The organism is Arthrobacter sp. 10L430 (assembly GCF_056395245.1).
Map to the genome: position 1 here is coordinate 1 of NZ_JBFTJD010000005.1, position 18,400 is coordinate 18,400.

The window sequence follows — 18,400 nt, forward strand, 5'->3', positions numbered from 1 at the left end:
CTGGGGAAGGAACACCGTATTCTGCGCCATGGCGAGGATCTTGCCGGTTCCCGGCTGGACGGAGACCAGGGACGAGCCCCATTTGGCCGGATTGGCCCCGGCCGTCGAGTCCACCTGTGCCTGCGCGGCCGCCTGCAGCCTGCTGTCCAAAGTGGTGGTGATGGTCAGCCCGCCACGGCGCATCTTCTGTTCGCGCGCTCCGGCGTCCGGGCCGAACGCCGGATTGTTGAGGATCAGATGACTCACGTAATCGCAGAAGTAGGTGGCCATGGCGGCGGCGGCACAACCCTGCCGGGACGGCCTGACCTTCAGGCCCACGCCGGAGGCTTTGGCGGCGTCATGCTGCTTCTTGGTGATCTTGTCCTGTTCCAGCATGGCGTCCAGGACCTGGTTGCGCCGCTGGATGGAGTTCTTCGGATTGGTTACGGGATCGTAGACGCTGGGGCTGTTGACCAGCCCGGCCAGCAGGGCCGCCTGCGGCAGGGTGAGTTTGCTGGCCGGAACGCTGAAGAAGTACTGGGCGGCCGCCTCAATGCCATACGCGTTGCGGTTAAAGAAGACGATGTTGAGGTAGCCCTCGAGGATCTGGTCCTTGGTGTACTTCTTTTCCAGCGCGATGGCGAGCCGCATCTCGCGCAGCTTGTCTCCCATGTTCTTCTGCCCGCTGAGAATCACCTGGTCTTCGCGCCCGGCGGAAGTTTTGGATTCGTTGGCCACGTTGGTGACGTACTGCTGGGTGAGGGTGGACGCCCCCTGCCGCTCCCCGCCTGTCAGATTGCTGGTCAGCGCCCGCAGCAGGCCCCGGGCATCCACTCCGCTGTGCTCGTAGAAACGGCTGTCCTCGATCGCGATGATCGCATCCTTGACGTACGGGGACATGTTCTTCAGCGGGATCCGCATCCGGTTTTCCTCATAGAAGCTGGCGATCAGCTTTCCATCCGCGGTCACCATCCTGGTGGTTTGCGCCGGCGTTTGCACCGCCAGTTCGGTTGGGAGACCGTTGAAGAAGCTGATGGACCTGCTGACGGTGGTGCCCGCGAGGGCGATCTGTGGAACGAGGTAGCCCGCGACGAGGACACCGCAGATGCTGCTCAGGAGGACGAACCCGAGCATCCTTGCCAGGAACCTGCCCATTCGGGATGACAGGCGATTTCTTGCCATCATTGCAGCTCACACCCCGTCAGATGTGAGACAAGAATACGCGCCCTGAGTCGTCCGATCCAGCCACAATCCACCGCCGACCGGCGCGCAGAGAACTGGCTCCCTAGCCCAGTGCGATCCTCCACATTTCACCACTGCCATTCGCGCCATCCTCGGTTGTAAGATCAGTCACCATCAACGGTGGCCGGAATACCGGAACAGGCCTGCCTCGTCGATTCCCGTTGGTGTAGGGCCTGTGATGGCGTGCGGCCGGCACGGAAGAGGATTGGCCATGAGCACCAAACTGCCCCAAGTGCGCGTTCTGGCTTACAACGGTGAAGACATTGGCATGGGATTCAATAGCGACAGCGGTCTCGCCATTGGCACTGCGCTTGATTTTGACGAACCGGTGCGGCAGTCGGGGCAAGAGGCGAAGGCAACCGCGGAAATCATCACGACGCATGAGGCGCTGATGGAATCACTGGGCGTATCGGCGGAGGCAGAGGGGAGATATGGCTTTGCTTCGGCAGGCCTGAAAGTCGACTTTTCGAAAAATACTTCATACAACTCTGTGTCAACGTTCGTTGTGGCAAAAATGGTCGTAAACAACCAAGTTGTGCGGGGACGGAATTTCCGCATTAAGGAAGACGCGCGTCGTCTGCTAACGGCAGATTCGGACGCGTTTTCCACGGCCTACGGAGACTCCTTCGTCCGGGGTCAGTTCAGGGGCGGTGAATTTTTTGCGGTGCTCCGGATCACATCGTTGGATACGGCCGTTCAAACTGACCTTGCAGTGACCTTGCAGGCGGAAATCAACGGTGCCGTCGGTGCAGCTTCCTTCACGGGAAAATATGACACCTATAAGAGTGAAGCCCATTCACGGGTGGAACTCCATGTGGTGTTCTACCAGAAGGGCGGCGAGGGGGAGGAAGAAATAGGGACGACGACGAGCGTTGACGACGTTAAGGACCGCCTCAAGTCACTGCCGTCCGCTGTTGCAAGGCATCCCTTTCCGTATGAGATCGAAGTGGCGACCTACGACACGGTGCCGGTACCCGTCCCCCCGAAAATTTGGCAAGACGCCTTCGTAGTGGCGACGGCCGATGCAGATCGTCAAAGACTGAGTTATCTCCAGAAGTACAACGACTTCACGTTTGCGGCGGAACACCCGGAGTTCTTCGAGGATCCTCCTCCTGCCACCGAAATCCGCGCGGCCACGCAGGCTTACGCGCGCGCTGTCGACGCCGTGACCCGCCACGCCATCCGGCTCTCAAGGGGCGAAATCGACCCGCCCCAACTCTTCGACCCGGCTGCGGTTGATCCGCCACTGCAGTTTCCGGCCGTCGAGTTGCGGCGGCGGATCGGTGGAGTAGAACGCAGTTACGCCGACTGGTACGAGAGGAGGGACCAGCCCGGCATTCTTTCCGACGACCGAAAGCTGGTCAATCAGGTTGCCTGGGCTGTACACGACCGCATCGACAATCTTGAAGGGATTGTGGATCCAGGCGGCGACCCGCTGAAGACAGAACACATGCGCGGTGAGGCGCTTGCACAAGCCGTGAACGGCATGGAGAAGTTCCGTATCGAGTGGTATCCCGACAACATGGGCATCACATCCATCGCACACCTTCCAGCGATGATCCCAAAGGACCGCCTCACCGAATTAGTGATCAGCGGCGACCATAACGAGGGCGCGCTGACGAGTTTGCAAGGCATAGAGCAGCTGGAAAAGCTTGAGCTGCTCAATGTTGCGGGGAACCGGATCGGACAGGTACTCGACCCCGCGCGACTGGCGTTTCTGCGTGAGCTCGATGTTTCAAACAACGAGATCAGGGATGTGTCAGCTTTCGGGCACTATCCCAGCCTCGAGGTGCTCAGTATCGGGGGCAATCGGATCGCGGATATATCCCCGCTGGCAGCAGCGACCAAGCTGAGGACCCTGCAACTAAGCGACGTCAAGATCACGCTCTGGTCGGACGATAAACCCGTTGAACATATGATGGCCAAGACTGAATTTGGGGTATGGAGTGTCGAGACGCACGACAATCCGTTGCAAGTAATTACCGGACTGGATGCAGTACCCGGGATCGCGAATCCCTTCTTGAACTTCGATCAGTTCAACGTCCGCTTCGGCGTCCTAAAGGACGGCCCGGACGCGCAGTTCCGCGGACGCGCCGAACGGATCGGCCTTTCCGAGAAATTCGCCGTCCACCTGGCCCGCGACGGCGAACGCCTCGAAGACGAGTGGCGTCTACTCAGTGTCAGCCGAGAACCCTCCGGTCCTCTGGCGGCGGAAGCATTCCAAGCAGTTCAAACATTCCCACTCGGAGCGAAACTAATTACGCTGATCAGCCCGGCCGCGAATTTCCTGATTTGGACGGCTGCACTTGAAGGGAACGCAGCGTCCACCCAGGCCAGTGCCACGTTCCTGAAGGACTCCAGCTTCATCACGTGTGACGTGGAGCCATAGCCCGTACATGGGACGTTCCTAGGCGAAACGTGTAAGGGCGTCGGAGAGCGGCGCGGACTACAGGCGTCCTCAGGGCGCCGGGGCCTGTCAAGGGTCGTCGGCGTCGAGCCAGGCCAGGGCTGCTGTGACGAGCGCTTCGGTTCCGGTCCGCAGGGTTGGCTGGAGGACGGGCAGGAACATTGGCGAATGATTGGCCGGGATGTCTTCCTGGACCCGCCCGGCCAGCTCGGCGGCATGCCAGGCCTCCGGGTCCGTTCCGCCGATACCCCAGTAGGTGTAGGGGATGCGAGCGGCCAGGGGAATATCGCTGAAGTCTTCGCTGGCGGTCTGCAGGTCCAAGCCTCCGGCGCGGTCTCCAAAATAGTTGCTGAACGCCCCTGCGACGCGCGCGGTTGTTTCCTTATCGTTGGCCGTAAGCGGGAACCTGTCGAAGATCTCGAACTCCGGTTCCTTCGGGCAACCGCTGGCTTGGCACTCGGCTTGGACGGTGCGGCGGATCGAGGCGAGAATGCGCTGCCGGACCGAATCGGTGTAGGTGCGAAGGTTCAGTTCCAGGACCGCCTCGTCGGCAATGATGTTGCTTTTGGTGCCGGCCCGAAGGCTTCCGACTGTGAGGACGGCCGGTTCGGTCGGCGGGGTCTCCCGGGAAATGATCGGCTGGAGCCGGACGACGATCATGGCGGCCAGGACGACGGGGTCAACGGTGTTGTGCGGCATCGAGCCATGCCCACCGCGGCCGTGGACCGTGATGCGGACGCTGTCCGCGCTGGACAGGACAGCCCCAGGCCGGGTGGCGACGCGGCCCGAGGGACCGGGCAGCACATGCTGGGCGAGGGCGACCTCCGGTGCGGGAATGCGGGCGAGAAGACCGTCGTCGATCATGGCCCGGGCGCCGTCGCCGGTTTCCTCGGCCGGCTGGAACAGCGCCACGAGCGTGCCTTTCCATAGCTCCTGGTGCCTGGCGAACAACTGCGAGGCGCCCAGCAGGCATGCGACGTGGATATCGTGCCCGCAGGCGTGCATGACCGGCACCTGTTCTCCTGTCTGGTCCACCTCCGTGACAGTGCTCGCGTAGTCGGCGCCGGTCCCTTCCTTCAGGGGCAGTGCGTCCATGTCGGCGCGAAGCAGGACGGTAGGCCCACTCCCGTTGTGCAGCACTGCCGCAACTCCCGTTTTGCCGATCCCGGTCTCAACCTCGAAACCGTAAGAGGTCATGCAGCGCGCGACGTTTGCAGCGGTCCGGTGTTCCTGATGGGAAAGCTCTGGGTTCCGGTGGAGGTCTTGGTAGAAATCCTCCTGTTCGAGACGGATTGAATCGTAGTGCTGCAGTATCTGCGCGGCCGCACCCATCTGGACTGTCCTTTCGTCCGGTTCCGGTGACCTGCCCGGTGCGGTACCACGATACGCCGGCGGCTCCCGGGCTGAAAGAGCAGCTCTCGGCGCTGGGCGACAGTTGGCAGCTCTCACCCTCGGTACATCATTGCGAGGGCGTCCCTGGCCGGCCCCTTTAACTTCCACGGGTCCATCGCATCGTGCGGCAGCGCCGCCGTCGTGGCCGACCAAACAGCAGACCAGAACTCTTCTTCCGCGGAGCCTGTGTTCGGGGGGCGACGGATGAACCAGTCGTAGCCGCGGGGCCTCGGTGGCAGCCCGGCATCGGCCACATACGCGTCGATGTCGTCGTCTATTGATTCCAGCTCAGCGTCGGTAAGCAACGACGGCGAACGGTGTTCGGTGCCGTCGGGGTAATGAGTGACGACCACTGTCTGACGGTCCCGGGGCGCAGCCGGAACTCGCACGAAGTTGCCCGGTCCTGCCACGGGTCGTTGCTCATGACCGCCATTCTCCACTGCTCCTGCGATTCATGAAACGGAATCAGAGCCCGAACCCGAACGGAAAGGTATTGATTCTCGCGGCGGCCACCCTGTGCAAGGGCGACAAGGCCCAGTGCTGTTACATGGGCTGTGACACGGCCTTAGGTCCGACCCGCGGGGACACACCGAGTCACAGTGCCGTCTTTGTTCACTCTTGAACAGGTGTGAGCTGCGGCCGGCACCCGATTGGCGCTGGTTGGAAGCGTCGGGTGCGCGCAAGCCGGGCTACAGGCCCCGCAAGCATGTTTCGTGTGAGTGGGGCAACAAAAAAACCCCCGGAATCCTTGGATTCCAGGGGTTTTCCCTTGTGCGCGGAGGGGGACTTGAACCCCCACCCCCTTTCGAGGACTAGCACCTCAAGCTAGCGCGTCTGCCATTCCGCCACCCGCGCAGGTGGTAATTCGGAGGTTCCGACTCGCCTTTCAGCGTTTCGCTTCTCTCCGAAGCAGCGAGAAAAACTCTAACACGAACTTTGCGGAAAGATGGAATCGGGCCGAGTGGGTAGGCTGAACGTACGCGTGCCGGCGGCATAAACCCCGCCATTGCGCGCCGAAACCGCATTCGCTATGCAATAGGAGTGATCAATGTCTCACATCCGGCCCGAGGATGAAGTCGTCAACATCTGCCAGGAGCTCATCCGTATCGATACGTCCAACTTCGGGGACGGTTCCGGGCCGGGCGAACGCGCAGCGGCCGAGTACACGGCGGGGTTGATCTCGGAAGTGGGACTCGACGTCGAAATCTTCGAATCCGAGCCGGGCCGGGCCAACGTGGTCACCCGTCTGGCAGGGGAGGACCCGTCCGCAAGCGCCCTCGTGGTGCACGGTCACCTGGACGTCGTGCCGGCCCTGAAGGAGCAGTGGTCCGTGGATCCGTTCGGCGGCGAACTCAAGGACGGGCTGATTTGGGGCCGTGGCGCCGTGGACATGAAGGACATGGACGCGATGATCCTGTCCGTCATGCGGGACTTCGCGCGCACCGGCCGCAAGCCGAAACGGGACCTGATCTTCGCCTTCTTCGCGGACGAGGAGGCGGGCGGCACTTACGGCGCGCGGCATGCCGTCGAAAAACGCCCCGAGCTTTTCGAGGGTGCAACGGAAGCGATCTCCGAGGTCGGCGGTTTCTCCGCAACCATCGGCGGGCAGCGCACCTACCTGCTGCAGACCGCTGAGAAAGGACTCTCCTGGCTGCGGCTGGTTGCCCACGGCCGCGCCGGCCACGGGTCCCAGATCAACACGGACAACGCCGTGACGCGGCTGGCCAGTGCCGTTTCCCGGATCGGTGAGTACAAGTGGCCGGTTGAACTGACGCCCACCACCCGGCAGTTCCTCGACGGCGTGACGGAACTCACCGGCGTCGAATTCGATCCAGACGATCCGGACAAGCTCCTCAAGGAGCTGGGAACCGTTGCCCGCTTCGTGGGAGCCACCCTGCAGAACACCACCAACCCCACCCAGCTCAGGGGCGGCTACAAGCACAACGTCATTCCCGAGTCCGCCGAGGCGCTGGTTGACTGCCGGACGCTTCCGGGCCAGGAGGAGCAGGTGCTGGAGATGGTCCGCGAATTGGCAGGATCCGGTGTGGAGGTCAGTTATGTGCACAACGACGTGTCACTGGAGGTGCCCTTCTCAGGGAACCTCGTGGATTCCATGATCGACGCCCTGCACTCCGAAGACCCTGGCGCGAAGGTCCTGCCGTACACGCTCTCGGGCGGCACCGACAACAAGTCGCTTAGCCGGCTGGGGATCACTGGATATGGCTTCGCCCCGCTGCTGCTCCCGGACGACCTGGATTTTACGGGCATGTTCCACGGCGTGGACGAACGGGTCCCGGTGGATTCGCTCAAATTCGGCGCACGGGTCCTGAACACGCTGCTCACCAGCTACTGAGGACTCGCATGGGTCCCGATCAGCTGCTGCCGGACTCCCTGCTTGAACGGATCCGGGGGAGGGCCGCAGGCTATGACGAAAAGAATGAGTTCTTCTTCGAAGATCTCGAGGAACTCACTGCCGCCGGCTATCTGAAGGTTTTCGTTCCGGCTTCCGACGGCGGACCCGGGTTTGGTCTCGAAGCCGTCGCGGGCTGCCAGCGGCGGCTGGCGACGGCGGCCCCCGCCACCGCGCTGGCCGTGAACATGCATTTGGTCTGGACCGGAGTGGCCAGGGTCCTGGCGGACCGCGGTGACACCTCGCTGGACTTTGTGCTGAAGGAAGCTGCCGCCGGCGAGATTTTCGCCTTTGGAAACTCCGAAGCCGGCAACGACTCCGTCCTCTTTGACTCCCTCACGGAGGCGAAGCCGCTCACTGGCGGCAGCTATTCGTTCACGGGAACCAAGATCTTCACTAGCCTCTCGCCGGCCTGGACCCGGCTGGGAATCTTCGGCAAGGACACCTCTGCACGGAGCGGCGATGGCGAGCTGGTGCACGGATTCATTGACCGCACTGCCTCCGGTTATGAGATCCTCGACGACTGGAACACCTTGGGGATGCGCGCCAGCCAGTCCAATACGACCATATTGCGCGGTGCCACGGTGCCGGCAGACCGTATCTTCAGGAAGCTGCCGGTGGGGCCGAATGCGGATCCGCTGATCTTTGCCATTTTCGCGTGCTTTGAAACGCTCCTTGGCGCGGTGTACACAGGCATAGGCGAGCGGGCCCTGATCCTGGGCGTCGAGGCGGCCAGGCGCCGGACGTCCTTCAAGAATGGCGGCCGGAGCTACGCCCAAGACCCCGACATCCGGTGGAAGGTCGCTGAAGCAGCGATGGCCATGGACGCGCTCTATCCTCAGCTTGCACAAGTGGCCAGGGACGTGGATCAGCTGGTGGATCACGGAAGCCAGTGGTTCCCGAAGCTCGTGGGGCTCAAGGTCCGCGCAACGGAGACCGCCCGGACGGTCGTGGATCTGGCGATCCGGGTCTCGGGCGGCTCAAGCTACTTCAGGGGAACGGAACTCGAACGGCTCTACCGAGACGTCCTGGCCGGAATGTTCCATCCGTCGGACGACGAGTCGGCGCACAACACCGTTGCCAACGCCTGGCTGGGCCCGCTCGAGGAGTAGGGAGTTCGGGGCGCAGTGAAACTGCGCCTGGGCCGGGAGCGTGCCGGACCTAAACAGTCCTCTGAACCTGCGTGACGCGGCGGCGCAGCCAGAAGCGGCGGCCACCGCCCACGTAGAGTCGGCTCCGCTCCAGTTCCCACTTGCCGTATTCAGAGTGTTCAACCAGACGCCGGCGCGCTTCGTGCAGTGAATCGTCAGGACTGAGCGTCAGTACCAGGTACTCGTACTGCCTCACGTAGTCCCGTTCCCGCAGGACCGAGCTGGTCAGAAAATGTTCCTTCATTGCTCTCCATTTTCGTCCTTTTCCCGCTAACGTGAAGTCATGAGCATCGATCCGCGTGTCGCGCTTCAGTCCCTGACCTCCGCCTTGGAAGAACATATGGTTGCAGCTTCAACGCGAAGGGGGGATGGCGACCCTGCGGTGGAAGCGGCATTTTTTGCAGTTGCTGATGCCTTTGAAGTCTACGAGGACGCGCTGTACGAGGCCTACAACGAAGTCACGCCGCTCCAGGTTTTCGACGACGAGGAAGACGAAGACGAAGACAGCGAAGTGGACGATGACGAGGATCTGGAGATCGTCGACGAGTGAATCGGTGGGGAGAGGACCCGGCCCCGCCGGACCTACCGATCTAGACGGAACTGCTGATCTAGACGGAACTGCTTGAGACGTCCTCGAGTGCGCGGGCAATTTCTGCCGGCAGGGGCGTTAACTGCGAATCCAGGATCTCTTTAAGCTGCACGGGCGTTCGGGGTCCCACGACCGCGGTGGCCACACCGTGCTGTGAAAGCAGCCAGCTCAACGCCACATCCAACGGGGACCGGCCCAGTCCGCGCGCCGCCATGGCAACCGCCTCGACAACCTGCGCCGCAGGCTGCTCCAAATAGGGTTCCACGTACGTGGCAAGGCGGGTTCCGGCAGCCCGCGAGTCGGCTGGAACATGCCCGCGATATTTGCCGGTGAGGACACCGCGGCCAAGGGGAGCCCACGCCATGAGTCCCAGCCCTGCATCCTCGACGGCTGGGATGATCTCCTCCTCGGGCTTGCGGCGGAGGAGCGAGTATTCCGACTGGCCGGCCACGAGCGGGAATCCGGCGACGGCAGCAGCCTTCGCTGTCTGCCAGCCGTTGTAGTTGGAGATCCCGGCGTAACGTGCGCGTCCGCTGCGGACCGCAAACTCAAGGGCAGAGAGGGTCTCGTCCAGGGGAACATTGTGGTCCCACGCCTGGGCGAACCAGATGTCGACATAGTCGGTCCCCAGCCGGACGAGGCTCGCGTCCAGGGCGGACAGCATCGCGTTCCGCGAGGCGTCCACTTTCTGCCGTCCGTCCGACGCCGATAGTCCCGCTTTGGTGGAGATCACCACTTCCGTGCGGGAGACGACGTCGCCGAGCATTTCCCCCAGCATGGCCTCTGCCTGGCCGTCGGCGTAGGAAGCCGCCGTGTCCACCAACGTGCCGCCGCCGTCAACGAACGTCCGCAACAGTTCGGAAGCGTCCTGCTCATCAGTTTCACGGGACCATGACATGGTGCCGAGGGACAGGGCGGAGGCACGAAGCCCACTGTTGCCGACGTAACGCTGCTGCATAGCAGCAAGCTTACGGGGAAACCACCGGTGTCATGACGTAGGGTCTTAGCGTGAACTGGTTTGAAGCGGCCCTGCTGGGTCTTGTGCAGGGACTGACCGAATTCCTCCCGATTTCATCGAGCGCCCACCTCAAAATTGTGGGCTCCTTTCTGCCAAATGCGGCGGACCCCGGCGCCGCCTTCACGGCGATCACACAGCTGGGTACCGAAACCGCCGTGATTGTCTACTTCTGGCGGGACATCGTCCGCATCGTCAAGGCCTGGTTCGGCTCGCTAAGGGGACGGGTCTCGCGCCAGGACCCCGACGCCCGAATGGGCTGGCTTGTGATCCTGGGCAGCCTGCCCATCATTGTCCTGGGCCTCCTGTTCCAGGACCAGATCGAATCAGTCCTTCGCAGCCTGTGGATCGTGGCCACCACACTGATCGTCTTCGGCCTGATCCTCGCCGTGGCAGACGCCATCGGCAAGCAGGACCGGGACCTGACCGGGCTGACGTACCGGCACGGCATTCTCTATGGTCTCGCCCAGGCCATGGCCCTTATCCCGGGGGTGTCCCGCTCCGGAGGCACCATCACTGCGGGTCTCCTGATGGGCTACACCCGGGAAGCCGCCGCCAGATACTCATTCCTGTTGGCCATTCCGGCGGTCTTCGGCAGCGGCCTCTACCAGCTTTTCAAAGTCGTGGCCAAGGACGGGGTGAGCGGGCCGTTCGGTCTGCCCGAGACAGCCCTGGCCACGGTCATTGCCTTCGTTGTGGGATACGTCATCATCGGCTGGTTCCTGAAGTTCATTTCGACCCGCAGCTACCGGCTCTTTGTCTGGTACCGGATCTTCCTGGGCCTGGCCCTCTATCTGCTGCTCGGTTTCAATGTCATCAGCGCCTAGCACTAGGCTTGGGCTGTGAAGTCCTGGATATCCCGCCCCGTTCCTGAACTGCCGGGCAAAATGCCTGCCCTCCGCCTGTTTGACACAGCCGCGGGCGGGTTCGTCACCCTCCAGGCCAACGGTGAGCAGTCAATGTACGTCTGCGGAATCACCCCGTATGACGCCACACATATGGGGCACGCAGCCAGCTACGTCGCTTTTGACCTGCTGAACCGCGCCTGGCGGGACGGCGGGCAGCAGGTGTCCTACGTCCAGAACGTCACGGATGTGGACGACCCCCTGCTGGAACGCGCGGCCGCCACCGGCGTCGACTGGCGCGAGCTGGCGGCCAGCCAAATCGAGCTCTTCCAGACCGACATGGAAGCCCTCAACGTCCTGGCACCCGACCACTACGTGGGTGCTGTCGAAGCAATGCCGCTGATCGTCCCGGCCATCGAGCGGCTCCTGCACCTGGGCCTGGCCTACCGCGTCAACAGCACACCCGGCGAGCCCGACGGGGACGTCTACTATGACGTCGAGGCCGCCGGCAAGCACGCCGTCGACGTCGGCGCCTGGACACTCGGAGCCGTCTCCGGCCTGCCCGAGTCTGAAATGCTTGAACTGTTCGCCGAACGCGGCGGAGATCCCGGGCGCGCCGGCAAACGCCAGGCGCTTGACCCGCTGCTATGGCGGGTGGGCCGTGACGGCGAGCCCAGCTGGGCCGGCGGCGAGCTGGGCCAGGGACGCCCCGGCTGGCATATCGAATGCACAGTCATTGCCCAGGAGTACCTGCCGGCACCCTTCACGGTGCAGGGCGGCGGCTCCGACCTCGTCTTCCCGCACCACGAAATGGGGGCAGGCCACGCCTATTCGCTCTCGGGCGTGCCCTTGGCGAAGCATTTTGCCCATGCCGGGATGGTGGGGCTGGACGGCGAAAAAATGAGCAAATCCAAGGGCAACCTTGTCCTGGTGTCCAAGATGCGGGCCGCGGGGGAGGAACCTGCCGCCATCCGGCTGGCCATCCTTGCCCACCACTACCGCTCAGACTGGTCCTGGACCGAGGATGGCTTCTCGGATGCCAAGGAACGGCTTGAACGCTGGCGCACGGCGCTGGCCGTGGCACCCGACGGCTCGGCCGCGACTCTTCTGGAGGAAATGCGTGCGGCACTGGCCGCCGACCTTGACGCTCCCACGGCGCTGGCCGCGGTCGACCGCTGGGCCGATCGGGCGCTGGCCGGCGGCGTGAACAGGTCCGCGGCCGACCGCGCCCTGGTGAGCGACGCCGTCGACGCGCTGCTCGGCATCGAACTGTAAAAATCCGCCCGTAGCGGGCGGGCTTTACGGCTTGTCCTTGCCCCTCCTTTTCAGGTAGCGCTCGAACTCCCTGGCGATGGACTCACCGCTGGCCTCGGGAAGGTCGGCGGTGTCCTTGGCCTCTTCAAGCTGCCTCACGTAGGCGGCGATTTCCGGGTCTTCCGTTGCCAATTCGTTGACGCCGCGTTCCCAGGCGTCGGACTCCTCGGCCAGCTCGTGGGTGTCCAGCGGAACCTGCAGCAGTTCCTCGACGCGGTGCAGCAGGGCCAACTGCGCCTTGGGCGAGGGCGCCTGGGCCACGTAATGCGGTACGGCCGCCCACAGCGACACCGTGGGAATCCCTGCAAGCAACGCCACCTCGGACAGCACCCCCACGATGCCCACCGGCCCCTCGTACTGCGAGGCCTCCAGGTTCAGCCGTTCGCGCAAGGCAGCGTCGTCGGTCGAAGTACTGACCGGGATAGGACGGCTGTGCGGCACGTCCGCCAGCAGGGCACCCACCAGCACCACGTAGTCCACGTGGAGGGCCTCGGCGTGGACCAGCAGCTCGGCCGTGTAGGCACGCCACTTATAGGACGGCTCGGTACCCTGGACGAAAATCACGTCAACATTGGTTTCGGGCGCACTGGCCTTGTATATGCGCGTGGACGGCCACTTGATCTTGCGTTCCCCGGAGGCCGTTCGCCGTACTGTGGGCCTGGTGAACTGGAAGTCGTAATATTCGTCGGCGTCAATGGAACCGACCTTTTTCCCGGCCCACAGCTTGTTGAGATATCGCAATGCGTCGCTGGCCGCTTCCCCGGCGTCATTCCAGCCTTCGAAGGCGGCAAGCATCACTGTAATGCGCTGTCCCTCGGGAACTGGCTGCAGCAGCTGCTCCGGCTCGGGCGCTGTACCCGGTTCGGTGGTATCTCCGTCGAAGCTATTCATCCCTTCACCCTACTTCCAAGACAGTTCCCGATGCAGTGAATGAACCGCCCACATCCGGTCCGGACCGGGGAATCGGGCCGGCCGCCCTGCCACATTCACGCAATATTCGCCGAGGGCGTAGGCGCCACCGCTTGGAAGGGCGCTGCCACATGGGGCCCGTAGACTGGAAGGCATGCGATCCTCAGCCGACCAGCCCCTGCTCAAAGCCGTTTTATGGGACATGGACGGCACCATAGTCGACACCGAACCGTATTGGATTGAGGCCGAGCACGAGCTCGTGGCTGCGCATGGCGGAAGGTGGTCCCACGAGCAGGCCATGCAGCTCGTGGGCCAATCCCTGGTCTTTTCTGCCGGCGTTCTCCAGAAGGCCGGCGTCAGCCTCGAAACCCGGGAAATCATCGATACCCTGACCGCGCAGGTCATCAGCCGGGTACGGCAGAATGTCCCGTGGCGCCCCGGAGCGCGTGAACTGCTCGACGAACTTTTCAGCGCGGGTGTGCGTTGTGCCCTTGTGACCATGTCAGAAGCGCCGCTTGCCCGGGAAATCGTGGCCAGCCTGCCACGGCCGTACTTCGAGTTCCTGGTCACCGGCGATACCGTCACTAAGGGCAAGCCGGACCCCGAGGCTTACCTCAAAGCCGTGGAACTGCTCAGGCAGGACGACCCGGAACTCACCGTGCACCAGTGTGTGGCATTGGAGGACTCAGCCCCGGGTGTAGCCGCCGCCCTCGCCTCCGGAGCGGTCACCGTTGCCATTCCGCACATCGTGCCGCTGCCCGCCGATCCGCGCCGGGCCACGTGGGACTCGCTGGAAAACCGGGGAGTCACCGACCTCCAGGGCCTTGTCGCCCTCAGGCATGGATTGGCCAAGGCGGCATCAACGCTGGAAAGCGTCAATTAAAGGAGTAGCGCACGTGTCCGACCCCGCTTCAACCGGCCCCGCCCCGCAGGACAGCGGCAGCCGCCGCGAGGGCATACGCCTGGGCAAGATTGCGGGCATTCCCGTCATCCTTGCGTATTCGTGGTTCATCATCGCCGCCTTCACCGTCGTCGTATACGGCCCTGTGCTGCAGCACAACAACCCGGCTCTCGGCGCCGCGGCCTATTACGTCGCCTTCGCGTACGCGCTATTGCTCCTCATCTCGGTCCTGGTCCACGAACTGGCCCACGCCCTGACCGCAAAAATCTATGGCTGGCCCAGCGAGAAGATTGTCCTCAACCTCTGGGGCGGCCACACGCAGTTCGAAAGCTTCACGGCCACCCCCGGGCGGTCGGTTCTCGTGGCGCTTGCGGGTCCGGCCGCCAATTTTGTGCTTGCCGGGGCGGCCTGGCTGCTGATATCCACGGCCAACCTGGCCGGCGTAGCAGACATCCTGACCAACATCTTCTTCTGGGCCAACCTGGTGATCGGCATTTTCAACGTCCTGCCCGGCCTGCCACTCGACGGTGGCCGGCTTGTCGAGTCCGCTGTCTGGAAAGCCACCGGCAGCCACGCGAAGGGCACCATCGCCGCCGGGTGGGGCGGGCGCATCATTGTCATAGCCTTGGGAGTGTGGTTCCTTGCGCTTCCCGTTCTCCGCGGAGACACGCCGGACACCAGCAACCTGCTGATCACTGTCCTCGTCGGCGGATTCCTCTGGATGGGCGCGTCGGCATCCATCCAGCAGGGCCGCCTGCGCAGCCGCCTCCATTTGGTGAGCGCAGCGGCGCTGGCCGAACCCGCCGTCGGACTTCCGGAATCGGCAACCGTGGCGGACGTCCTGGCCCTGACAGCGGACGGCCGCAACGGCGTCGTGCTGTGTGCTCCCGACGGCAGGCCCAGCAGCCTCGTGGACTACGCTGCCATGGCAGCCGTCCCGGCAGCGGTGACCGCAACAACTCCAGCCACCGCAGTTGCCTACGCCCTCGGGGCAGGCGCGTACGTGCCGGAGTGGTCCAAGGGCCAGGAACTGATCCAGTACCTCGCACAGCTGGACGGCCATGACTACGCAGTGATTGACCACAACGGGCGCGTCACCGGAATCCTGCGGCAGTCCACCGTGGTGACGGCCATTACAGGCAAGGCGCCCCGCGAAAACAGGCGCCCACAGGGCCAGAGCCGGTAGAGTTACGTGCCGGTCGTGAAATCGGCAGCCGAGCCACAGAGCAGCCTGCCCGGGCCGCCATGGAGCACGGCGACACAGCTTTACAGGAGCGAGGAATATTCATGAGCAGCGAACTTGCCGCCAACGGGTCCAGCGCGGCCCCTTCCGCCACGGTACCCGGCACGGTGACCGAAACGGCGGCAGGTACGGCGGACCAGCCGGTCGGCGCTGCCCGGCGGCGGGGACCCTTCCGCGAGGGCGAGCGTGTGCAACTGACTGACGAGCGCGGCCGCATGAATACCATCAGCCTCGAATCCGGCGGAGCGTTCCACACGCACCGCGGCTTCCTCAACCACGACGACATCATCGGCAAGGTGGATGGATCGGTCGTCGTCAACAACGTGGGCCAGCAGTACCAGACCCTCCGGCCCCTCCTCTCCGACTTCGTCCTGTCCATGCCCCGCGGCGCGGCAGTGGTTTACCCGAAGGACGCCGGCCAGATTGTCACCATGGCGGACATCTTCCCCGGGGCGAGGGTGGTGGAAGCCGGTGTGGGCTCCGGTGCGCTTTCCATCTCGCTCCTCCGTGCTGTGGGAGACCAGGGATACCTGCACTCGTTCGAACGCCGCGAGGAATTCGCTGCGATCGCCCGCGGCAACGTCGAGACCATTTTCGGCGGACAGCACCCGGCCTGGAAAATTTCGCTGGGCGATTTCCAGGAGGAAGTGGTCCGCAGCGAAGAACCCGGTTCCATCGACCGCGTGGTGCTGGACATGCTCGCTCCCTGGGAATGCCTCGACGCCGTGGCCACTGTCCTTGCGCCCGGCGGTGTCTGGATCAACTACGTCGCCACCGTCACCCAGCTCTCGCGCACGGCCGAGGCCATCCGCGCCGATGGCCGCTTCACCGAGCCGGACGCGTGGGAATCCATGGTCCGCGGCTGGCACCTTGAAGGCCTCGCCGTCCGCCCCGACCACCGGATGGTGGCCCACACCGGCTTCCTGCTGGTCACCCGGCGACTGGCCGACGGCGTCACTGGCATCTCCGTGAAGCGTCGCCCGTCCAAGACCGACTTCAACGAGGACGATGTCAACGCCTGGACCCCCGGAGCCGTGGGGGAGCGCCTGGTCTCGGACAAGAAGCTGCGGCGGGCTGCACGTGACGCGATCGCGGGCACCAACGTCAAAGACGATCCGGAGATCACAAACTAGTCCGTATTTCGGATGTCTCCAGCAGTACTCGCCAACTTGGGGCTATGGTCTTAACAGAAGCGCAGGAAGGGGCTGATGCATCATGGAGACGCCGAACAATGACTCTGTACCTACGCCGGCCGAGCAGGCAGCGGCCAATGAGCTGTCTGTTGCAGACCGGCAGGTCAATATCCTTCGGGACAAGCTACGGCACATCGACCGTCAGCTGGCAGCTGCCACGCAGAACAACTCCAAGCTCGTGGCGATGCTGGAAACGGCCAAGTCCGAGATCCTTCGGCTGAAGAATGCCCTCGACCAGGAGGGCCAGCCGCCGTACAGCTTCGGCACCATCCTCCAGCTGAACCCGCGGCGCCAGCCCGCGTCCGGCAGCAGCGGACAGGCCGCCACCGAGGAATCGGTGGACATCTTCAACGCCGGACGGAAGATGCGGGTGGGCGTCAGCCCGCTCGTCAACATGAACCAGCTTGCGGTGGGCCAGGAGGTGCTCCTTAACGAGGCGCTGCTCGTGGTGGCCGGCCTCGGGTACGAGCGCGCCGGCGAACTCGTGACGCTCAAGGAAATGCTGGGCCCGGACCGCGCCCTCGTCCTGGGCCGGGCAGACGAGGAACGCGTCATCCGGCTGGCCGGGCCGCTCCTCGCCGAGAAGCTGCGGGTGGGCGACGCCCTGTCCATCGATTCCCGGACCGGCTACGCCCTCGAAAAAGTCCCGCGGTCCGAGGTGGAGAACCTCGTCCTCGAGGAAGTCCCTGACATCACCTATGAGGACATCGGCGGCCTTGGCCCCCAGATCGAACAGATCCGGGACGCCATCGAGCTGCCGTTCCTGCATCCGGACCTGTACCGCGAGCACGGCCTTAAGGCGCCCAAGGGCATCCTGCTCTATGGCCCTCCCGGCTGCGGCAAGACCCTCATCGCCAAGGCCGTGGCCAACTCCCTGGCTGCCAGGGCGGCCGAGCGGTCCGGCAACATTGACCTGAAGAGCTACTTCCTTAACATCAAGGGACCGGAACTCCTCGACAAGTACGTCGGCGAAACCGAGCGCCACATCCGGCTGATCTTTTCCCGCGCCCGGGAAAAGGCCTCGGACGGCAGCCCCGTGGTGGTGTTCTTCGACGAGATGGACTCCCTGTTCCGGACACGCGGCACCGGTATCTCCTCGGACGTCGAGACCACCATCGTGCCGCAGCTGCTGAGCGAGATCGACGGTGTGGAGCGCCTGGACAACGTCATTGTCATCGGTGCCTCGAACCGTGAGGACATGATCGACCCCGCCATCCTTCGGCCGGGGCGCCTGGATGTGAAGGTCAAGATCCAGCGGCCTGACGCCGAAGCAGCGGCCGACATCTTCAACAAGTACATCACCACGGATCTGCCGTTCCATGAGGACGACCTCGCCGAGCACGACGGCGACGTCGAGGCGACCGTCGACGCCATGATCCAGCGCACCGTGGAAGCCATGTACTCCACCGAGAAGTCCAACGAGTACCTCGAGGTCACCTACGCCAACGGTGACACGGAGATGCTGTACTTCAAGGACTTCAACTCGGGAGCGGTGGTGCAGAACGTCGTTGACCGCGCCAAGAAGTATGCGATCAAGGACCTGCTGATGACGCAGCAGAAGGGCCTGCGGATCGATCACCTGCTGAGGGCAGTGGTCGACGAGTTCCGGGAGCATGAGGACATGCCGAATACCACCAACCCCGATGACTGGGCCCGCATCTCCGGTAAGAAGGGCGAACGCATCACCTACATCCGCACCATCGTCCAGGGCAAGGCGGGGCAGGAGCCAGGCAAGTCCATCGAGACCATGCCCAACACGGGCCAGTACCTGTGACGGCCGGTTCCGAGTCATCACCCGGGGGAGCCCTGC

16 protein-coding genes and 1 tRNA gene are annotated in these 18,400 nt (G+C 63.8%); 10 read left to right on the forward strand and 7 right to left on the reverse strand.

The genetic code is table 11. From position 1 onward, the window contains the following. On the reverse strand, positions 1-1,161 hold a 1,161-nt coding region (locus AC1DDG_RS06465; RefSeq protein WP_476875412.1), incomplete at its 3' end, for a transglycosylase domain-containing protein. Between the two features lie 271 nt (positions 1,162-1,432). Between AC1DDG_RS06465 and AC1DDG_RS06470 the strand changes: the two genes are divergently transcribed. Beyond that, a complete protein-coding gene (locus AC1DDG_RS06470; protein ID WP_476875413.1) occupies positions 1,433-3,610 on the forward strand; it encodes a leucine-rich repeat domain-containing protein in 2,178 nt (725 codons plus the stop codon). An 87-nt stretch (positions 3,611-3,697) separates the two neighbouring features. Here the strand turns inward: AC1DDG_RS06470 and AC1DDG_RS06475 are convergent, their stop codons facing one another. The 3 genes from AC1DDG_RS06475 to AC1DDG_RS06485 all read right to left on the reverse strand — a co-directional run bounded on the left by AC1DDG_RS06475 (position 3,698) and on the right by AC1DDG_RS06485 (position 5,875). Continuing rightward, complete coding sequence (locus AC1DDG_RS06475) at positions 3,698-4,960, reverse strand: amidohydrolase (protein ID WP_476875414.1); 1,263 nt, start codon at positions 4,958-4,960, stop codon at positions 3,698-3,700. Positions 4,961-5,073: 113 nt separating this feature from the next. Beyond that, positions 5,074-5,460, reverse strand: coding sequence for a DUF5956 family protein (locus AC1DDG_RS06480; protein ID WP_476875415.1), 387 nt, complete (start codon positions 5,458-5,460; stop codon positions 5,074-5,076). A gap of 332 nt (positions 5,461-5,792) precedes the next feature. Further along, positions 5,793-5,875 (reverse strand) — tRNA-Leu (locus AC1DDG_RS06485). Between the two features lie 193 nt (positions 5,876-6,068). Here AC1DDG_RS06485 and AC1DDG_RS06490 point away from each other — a divergent pair. Continuing rightward, complete coding sequence (locus tag AC1DDG_RS06490; RefSeq protein ID WP_476875416.1) at positions 6,069-7,373, forward strand: M20/M25/M40 family metallo-hydrolase; 1,305 nt, start codon at positions 6,069-6,071, stop codon at positions 7,371-7,373. A gap of 8 nt (positions 7,374-7,381) precedes the next feature. Beyond that, positions 7,382-8,542 (forward strand): acyl-CoA dehydrogenase family protein, encoded by a 1,161-nt coding sequence (locus tag AC1DDG_RS06495; protein WP_476875417.1) that lies wholly within the window; start codon positions 7,382-7,384, stop codon positions 8,540-8,542. Between the two features lie 49 nt (positions 8,543-8,591). On the opposite strand, the gene AC1DDG_RS06500 is transcribed toward AC1DDG_RS06495, so the two are convergent. After that, positions 8,592-8,825 carry a DUF5703 family protein gene (locus tag AC1DDG_RS06500; RefSeq protein ID WP_476875418.1) on the reverse strand — a complete coding sequence of 78 codons (234 nt, stop codon included), beginning with the start codon at positions 8,823-8,825 and terminating at the stop codon, positions 8,592-8,594. A gap of 39 nt (positions 8,826-8,864) precedes the next feature. Between AC1DDG_RS06500 and AC1DDG_RS06505 the strand changes: the two genes are divergently transcribed. Next, positions 8,865-9,131 carry a hypothetical protein gene (locus tag AC1DDG_RS06505; RefSeq protein WP_230121075.1) on the forward strand — a complete coding sequence of 89 codons (267 nt, stop codon included), beginning with the start codon at positions 8,865-8,867 and terminating at the stop codon, positions 9,129-9,131. Positions 9,132-9,189: 58 nt separating this feature from the next. On the opposite strand, the gene AC1DDG_RS06510 is transcribed toward AC1DDG_RS06505, so the two are convergent. After that, complete coding sequence (locus AC1DDG_RS06510; protein WP_230121077.1) at positions 9,190-10,128, reverse strand: aldo/keto reductase; 939 nt, start codon at positions 10,126-10,128, stop codon at positions 9,190-9,192. Between the two features lie 50 nt (positions 10,129-10,178). Between AC1DDG_RS06510 and AC1DDG_RS06515 the strand changes: the two genes are divergently transcribed. Together AC1DDG_RS06515 and mshC are read left to right on the forward strand one after the other, a co-directional pair. Continuing rightward, complete coding sequence (locus tag AC1DDG_RS06515) at positions 10,179-11,012, forward strand: undecaprenyl-diphosphate phosphatase (protein ID WP_230121079.1); 834 nt, start codon at positions 10,179-10,181, stop codon at positions 11,010-11,012. 15 nt (positions 11,013-11,027) lie between these two features. Continuing rightward, positions 11,028-12,305, forward strand: coding sequence for a cysteine--1-D-myo-inosityl 2-amino-2-deoxy-alpha-D-glucopyranoside ligase (gene mshC / locus AC1DDG_RS06520; protein WP_476875419.1), 1,278 nt, complete (start codon positions 11,028-11,030; stop codon positions 12,303-12,305). A gap of 24 nt (positions 12,306-12,329) precedes the next feature. Here mshC and AC1DDG_RS06525 read toward each other — a convergent pair whose 3' ends face one another. Then, the gene (locus tag AC1DDG_RS06525) at positions 12,330-13,235 is read right to left on the reverse strand and encodes a PAC2 family protein (protein WP_476875420.1); all 906 of its coding nucleotides are present in this window, start codon (positions 13,233-13,235) and stop codon (positions 12,330-12,332) included. A 172-nt stretch (positions 13,236-13,407) separates the two neighbouring features. Here AC1DDG_RS06525 and AC1DDG_RS06530 point away from each other — a divergent pair, with 172 nt between their 5' ends. From AC1DDG_RS06530 to arc, 4 genes are all read left to right on the forward strand, one after another. Next, positions 13,408-14,136: an HAD family hydrolase gene (locus AC1DDG_RS06530; protein WP_476875421.1), complete on the forward strand. Its 729-nt coding sequence runs from the start codon at positions 13,408-13,410 to the stop codon at positions 14,134-14,136. Positions 14,137-14,149: 13 nt separating this feature from the next. Then, a complete protein-coding gene (locus tag AC1DDG_RS06535) occupies positions 14,150-15,340 on the forward strand; it encodes a site-2 protease family protein (RefSeq protein WP_476875422.1) in 1,191 nt (396 codons plus the stop codon). Between the two features lie 101 nt (positions 15,341-15,441). Next, complete coding sequence (locus AC1DDG_RS06540; RefSeq protein WP_476875423.1) at positions 15,442-16,530, forward strand: tRNA (adenine-N1)-methyltransferase; 1,089 nt, start codon at positions 15,442-15,444, stop codon at positions 16,528-16,530. Positions 16,531-16,612: 82 nt separating this feature from the next. Continuing rightward, a complete protein-coding gene (gene arc, locus AC1DDG_RS06545; protein ID WP_476875424.1) occupies positions 16,613-18,364 on the forward strand; it encodes a proteasome ATPase in 1,752 nt (583 codons plus the stop codon). The last annotated feature ends 36 nt before the right edge of the window (positions 18,365-18,400 follow it).